5 protein-coding genes are annotated in these 4,176 nt (G+C 40.9%); 4 read left to right on the top strand and 1 reads right to left on the bottom strand.

Annotation, left to right across the window (positions count from 1 at the left end; all coding sequences use genetic code 11):
• Positions 1–85 precede the first annotated feature (85 nt).
• The 4 genes from L1D51_RS20665 to rluB all read left to right on the top strand — a co-directional run bounded on the left by L1D51_RS20665 (position 86) and on the right by rluB (position 2,835).
• The gene (locus tag L1D51_RS20665) at positions 86–517 is read left to right on the top strand and encodes an exonuclease III (RefSeq protein ID WP_239964713.1); all 432 of its coding nucleotides are present in this window, start codon (positions 86–88) and stop codon (positions 515–517) included.
• A gap of 206 nt (positions 518–723) precedes the next feature.
• Positions 724–1,245 carry an EF-hand domain-containing protein gene (locus L1D51_RS20660; RefSeq protein ID WP_054561272.1) on the top strand — a complete coding sequence of 174 codons (522 nt, stop codon included), beginning with the start codon at positions 724–726 and terminating at the stop codon, positions 1,243–1,245.
• Between the two features lie 130 nt (positions 1,246–1,375).
• Positions 1,376–1,966 (top strand): SMC-Scp complex subunit ScpB, encoded by a 591-nt coding sequence (gene scpB, locus L1D51_RS20655; RefSeq protein ID WP_054552968.1) that lies wholly within the window; start codon positions 1,376–1,378, stop codon positions 1,964–1,966.
• Positions 1,963–2,835, top strand: coding sequence for a 23S rRNA pseudouridine(2605) synthase RluB (rluB, locus tag L1D51_RS20650; protein ID WP_138600083.1), 873 nt, complete (start codon positions 1,963–1,965; stop codon positions 2,833–2,835). The genes scpB and rluB overlap by 4 nt, the downstream gene beginning before the upstream one ends.
• Positions 2,836–2,933: 98 nt before the next feature.
• Here the strand turns inward: rluB and ald are convergent, their stop codons facing one another.
• Complete coding sequence (ald, locus tag L1D51_RS20645) at positions 2,934–4,055, bottom strand: alanine dehydrogenase (protein WP_054561274.1); 1,122 nt, start codon at positions 4,053–4,055, stop codon at positions 2,934–2,936.
• Positions 4,056–4,176 lie beyond the last annotated feature (121 nt).

Genomic DNA, 4,176 nt, shown 5'->3' with positions numbered 1-4,176 from the left:
AAATAATTCAGTTGATCTGCTGATTTTTGTTTATATAATGCGCGCAAACCATCCGTTCATATTATGTACTATTTAAAGGTAAACCATGAAAAAACAATTAGTGATGCTTTCTCTTGCATGTATCTCATTTGGCTCATTAGCAAGCAACCCGCACTACTTTTCAGCTGATAACCGTATTGAATCAAAGTTATGTAGCTTAAGTGCGAACGAAGGGTTTACCGCTGCACGTAAAGAAGCAGCAAAGCATGGCATTTCAATGTCACGTTTTTCAAAAAGCATTTTATGTAACGGCACTGACATCCGTGAAATTGCTAAAAAAGCACAATCACAAGAAGTAGCAAAAGCAGCTGTTGAAGTGTTTGCTAAAAATGAGCAAAAAGAAACTCAACTTTGCATCACTGCACTTAAAAAAGGTTTAACACCTGTGCGTGAAAAAATTGGTAACTTAAATACGTTAAAATGTAATGGCGAAGCAGTAACAGACTTCGTTAAGCGTTACCAAAACGCAGCTATCTAATAGCGGCATTTTTGTTATTTGTAAAAAGCGCTCTTCGGAGCGCTTTTTTTATGAAAAAATTACAGCACTCTATGAAAAGCTTGCTAAATTATAGGCTTAACCCCAACTTAACCAGGCTGTAAGTGCTTGATTTTAGCCAATAAGGCATTTTGGCATTCAATTTGTAACAGTCGAAGTGAATCTAATCGACTACAAGGAAATGTCTTATGAACAAGTTAACTTTAGCATCAACAATTTTAGCAGCTTTAAGCCTTTCAGCATGTTCTGCAAGTAACTCTTTAGCAAAAATCGACAGCGATTTTGGCAGCCTAGATAATGACAATGACGGTTATATCTCTAAGGTAGAAGCTGACGATGATGCAATTTGGGATCATTTTTCAAATATCGATACCAATATGGATGAGCAAATCAGCCGTACTGAGTTTAATGCATATATGCAGTTAAATACAGGCAAGGTAGCAACTGATAGTGAGGTATCTGAATCAGCATTTAAAGCTGAAATCGCTAAATTTGACCCAATCGAAAATGACTTTAAATCGTTAGATAACGACAAAAATGGTTATGTTTCTATTGAAGAAGCCGATGACGACGACATCGCAAATCACTTTGGCTATATGGATAGCAACAAAGATAAGCGTGTAAGCCGCACTGAGTTTGTTAATTACATTAGCAAATATGGTAGCGACGTTGCCGAAGATGATGCCCTTGAAATGGTTAAAAATAGCTAATTTCAACATTCATTCATAAATATCCCCCAAAGCCAGTGTTTTACACTGGCTTTTTTACAATAATTTTTCCAACCTTGGCCGACTTCTGTCATAATAGAGCGTTAGTGATTTAAAATGACCTTTAGTAGCGATGGCCACAAAACGTATCAGTGATGAACAGTTAGTCGAAATCATAGAAGCCGCGATTTTTGTTGCTGGAAAACCTGTGTCTAAACGTCATTTAAAAGAGACAGTATTAGCTGATTTAAGCGTTTCTATGCCGCGCATTAATAATGCAATTGAACAAATTCAAACGCATTATCAAACCCGAGGCATTAAGCTTGTTGCAGTAGGCAGCGGTTACAGGTTTCAAGCCTGCGCTAGTTTAGCGCCTTGGCTGGCAAACTTATGGCAAGAGCGCGCACCTAAATACTCACGAGCACTACTAGAAACTTTATCCTTGATTGCCTATAGACAACCCATTACCCGTGGTGAAATTGAACAAGTGCGGGGGGTCGCTGTTGGCTCAGGAATAATTAAAACCTTATTAGAAAGAGAGTGGGTTAGAGTTGTTGGCCACAAAGAGGTGCCTGGGCGCCCAGCGTTATATGCCACAACATCCGCTTTCTTAGATTATTTTTCATTAGCTGGTTTAGATGAATTACCGCCGTTACCTGAACTTCAGGAGAGTAAAATCAACCAGTTATTGAGCGATCCTTCTGTGAGAGAACTATCTGAATGAGTAATGTAGAAACTGAAAAGTTACAAAAAGTATTAGCCCGTGCTGGCGTGGGTTCACGTCGTGAAATGGAAAAATACATCGATGCCAATCGTGTGAGCGTGAATGGTAAAGTGGCACGTTTAGGCGACCGTGTTGAAGCAACCGATGTAATTCGAGTTGACGGTCACGTAGTGAAAATCGAAGACAAAGCCGACCGTATTTGTCGTGTACTTATGTATAACAAGCCAGAAGGCGAGTTATGTACACGTAAAGACCCTGAAGGCCGTCGTACGGTATTTGATCGTCTACCACGTGTTGATGGCGAACGTTGGATTGCAGTTGGCCGACTAGATATTAATACCGCTGGTTTAATGCTGTTTACTAACGATGGTGAACTTGCTAACCGTTTAATGCACCCAAGCTACGAAGTAGAGCGTGAGTACTCAGCTCGTGTGTTTGGTGAAGTGACTAACGAAACGCTACGCACTTTAACAAAAGGCGTTGAGCTTGAAGATGGTCCTGCAAAATTCTTAAACATCAAACCTATGGGTGGTGAAGGCATCAACCGTTGGTTCAATGTCACTTTAACAGAAGGTCGTAACCGCGAAGTACGTCGTTTATGGCAATCACAAGATGTTGAAGTATCGCGTCTTATCCGTATTCGTTACGGTAAGTTAGAGCTTGATAAGCGCTTGCCACAAGGTGGTTGGGCTGAGCTTGATTTAGAGACGGTTAACTATTTACGTAAAACAGTACAACTAGGCCGCGAAACGCAAACTAAGCTGTCGGTTATTCCTGAAAAGCGTAAAGACAAGCGTGCTAAAATTAACCAAATCCGTAAGGCGGTTAAAAAGCACAATCAACGCGCTAAACAAACTAAGCGTCGTTAAAAACTATTTTCAAACTTGTTTGCAAGTAGAACACTTCACTTGCAAACAGGCATAAAAAAAGCAGCGATATCGCTGCTTTTTTTGTTTCACAATGCTAATTAAGCATTTTCAACAGCTGTACGTGGGTCAACATATTCCATGTTGAAAGCTTCAGCTACTTCTTTATATGTAACTTTACCTTTGATCACGTTTAAGCCTTTTAAGAAGTTTGCATCGTCAAGAAGCGCTTTCTTATAGCCTTTGTTAGCAAGGTTGATGATGAACGGTAATGTTGCGTTGTTAAGTGCAAACGTAGAAGTACGTGGAACAGCACCTGGCATGTTAGCAACACAGTAGTGAACAACGTCATCAACGATGTAAGTAGGATCAGCGTGAGTTGTCGCTTTAGAAGTTGCGATACAACCACCTTGGTCGATTGCAACGTCAACGATTGCAGAACCAGGCTTCATTGCTTTGATGTGCTCAGCTGTTACTAGTTTAGGCGCTGCTGCACCTGGGATTAGTACGCCACCGATCACAAGGTCAGCTTCTAGTACGTGTTTTTCTAGTGCGTCAGCAGTAGAGTAGATAGCTTTAACTTTATTACCGAACTGTGCGTCTAATGCACGTAGTACGTCGATGTTACGGTCAAGAACAACAACATCAGCACCTAGGCCAACAGCCATTTGCGCTGCGCTACGACCAACCATGCCGCCGCCGATAACAACAACTTTAGCTGGCTCAACACCTGGTACACCACCAAGTAACATACCACGGCCGTGGTTTGATTTTTCAAGCGCTTGTGCACCAGCTTGGATAGACATACGACCAGCAACTTCACTCATAGGAGCAAGAAGAGGTAAACCGCCACGTGAATCAGTTACTGTTTCGTAAGCGATACACACTGCGCCACTTTTAACTAGGTCTTCAGTTTGTGGAAGATCCGGTGCTAAGTGAAGGTAAGTAAATAGAATTTGGTCTTCGCGTAACATTGCACGCTCAACGGCTTGTGGCTCTTTTACTTTAACGATCATTTCAGCTTTAGCAAAAACGTCTGCTGCTGTTGGTAAAATTTCAGCACCAGCTGCAACATAATCTTCGTTAGTGAAGCCAATGCCCATACCAGCATCAGTTTCAACAAACACTTGGTGGCCATGGTTTACTAGTTCACGAACACTCGCAGGAACCATACCTACACGGTATTCATGGTTTTTGATTTCTTTAGGTACACCAATAATCATAGTTTTTCGCCTTAATAGAACGGGATAAAATTTTTGACTATTATATTCATGACCAGCCAGTGTGTCTCACCTTTTTTAAGTGCTATTCTAGTGATATAATCTAAAAATATATTTTAAACAG

This window comes from Pseudoalteromonas shioyasakiensis, from assembly GCF_022398475.1.
In the GTDB taxonomy this organism is placed as follows: Bacteria; Pseudomonadota; Gammaproteobacteria; order Enterobacterales; family Alteromonadaceae; genus Pseudoalteromonas.
Note: the sequence above shows the minus strand (reverse complement) of the source record. Positions and strands in the feature narration are given on the sequence as shown.

Coding starts and splice junctions, on each gene's coding strand:
- rluB (WP_138600083.1), top strand. CDS start 1,963: ATGAGTAATGTAGAAACTGAAAAGTTACAAAAAGTATTAGCCCGTGCT.
- L1D51_RS20660 (WP_054561272.1), top strand. CDS start 724: ATGAACAAGTTAACTTTAGCATCAACAATTTTAGCAGCTTTAAGCCTT.
- L1D51_RS20665 (WP_239964713.1), top strand. CDS start 86: ATGAAAAAACAATTAGTGATGCTTTCTCTTGCATGTATCTCATTTGGC.
- scpB (WP_054552968.1), top strand. CDS start 1,376: ATGGCCACAAAACGTATCAGTGATGAACAGTTAGTCGAAATCATAGAA.
- ald (WP_054561274.1), bottom strand. CDS start 4,055: ATGATTATTGGTGTACCTAAAGAAATCAAAAACCATGAATACCGTGTA.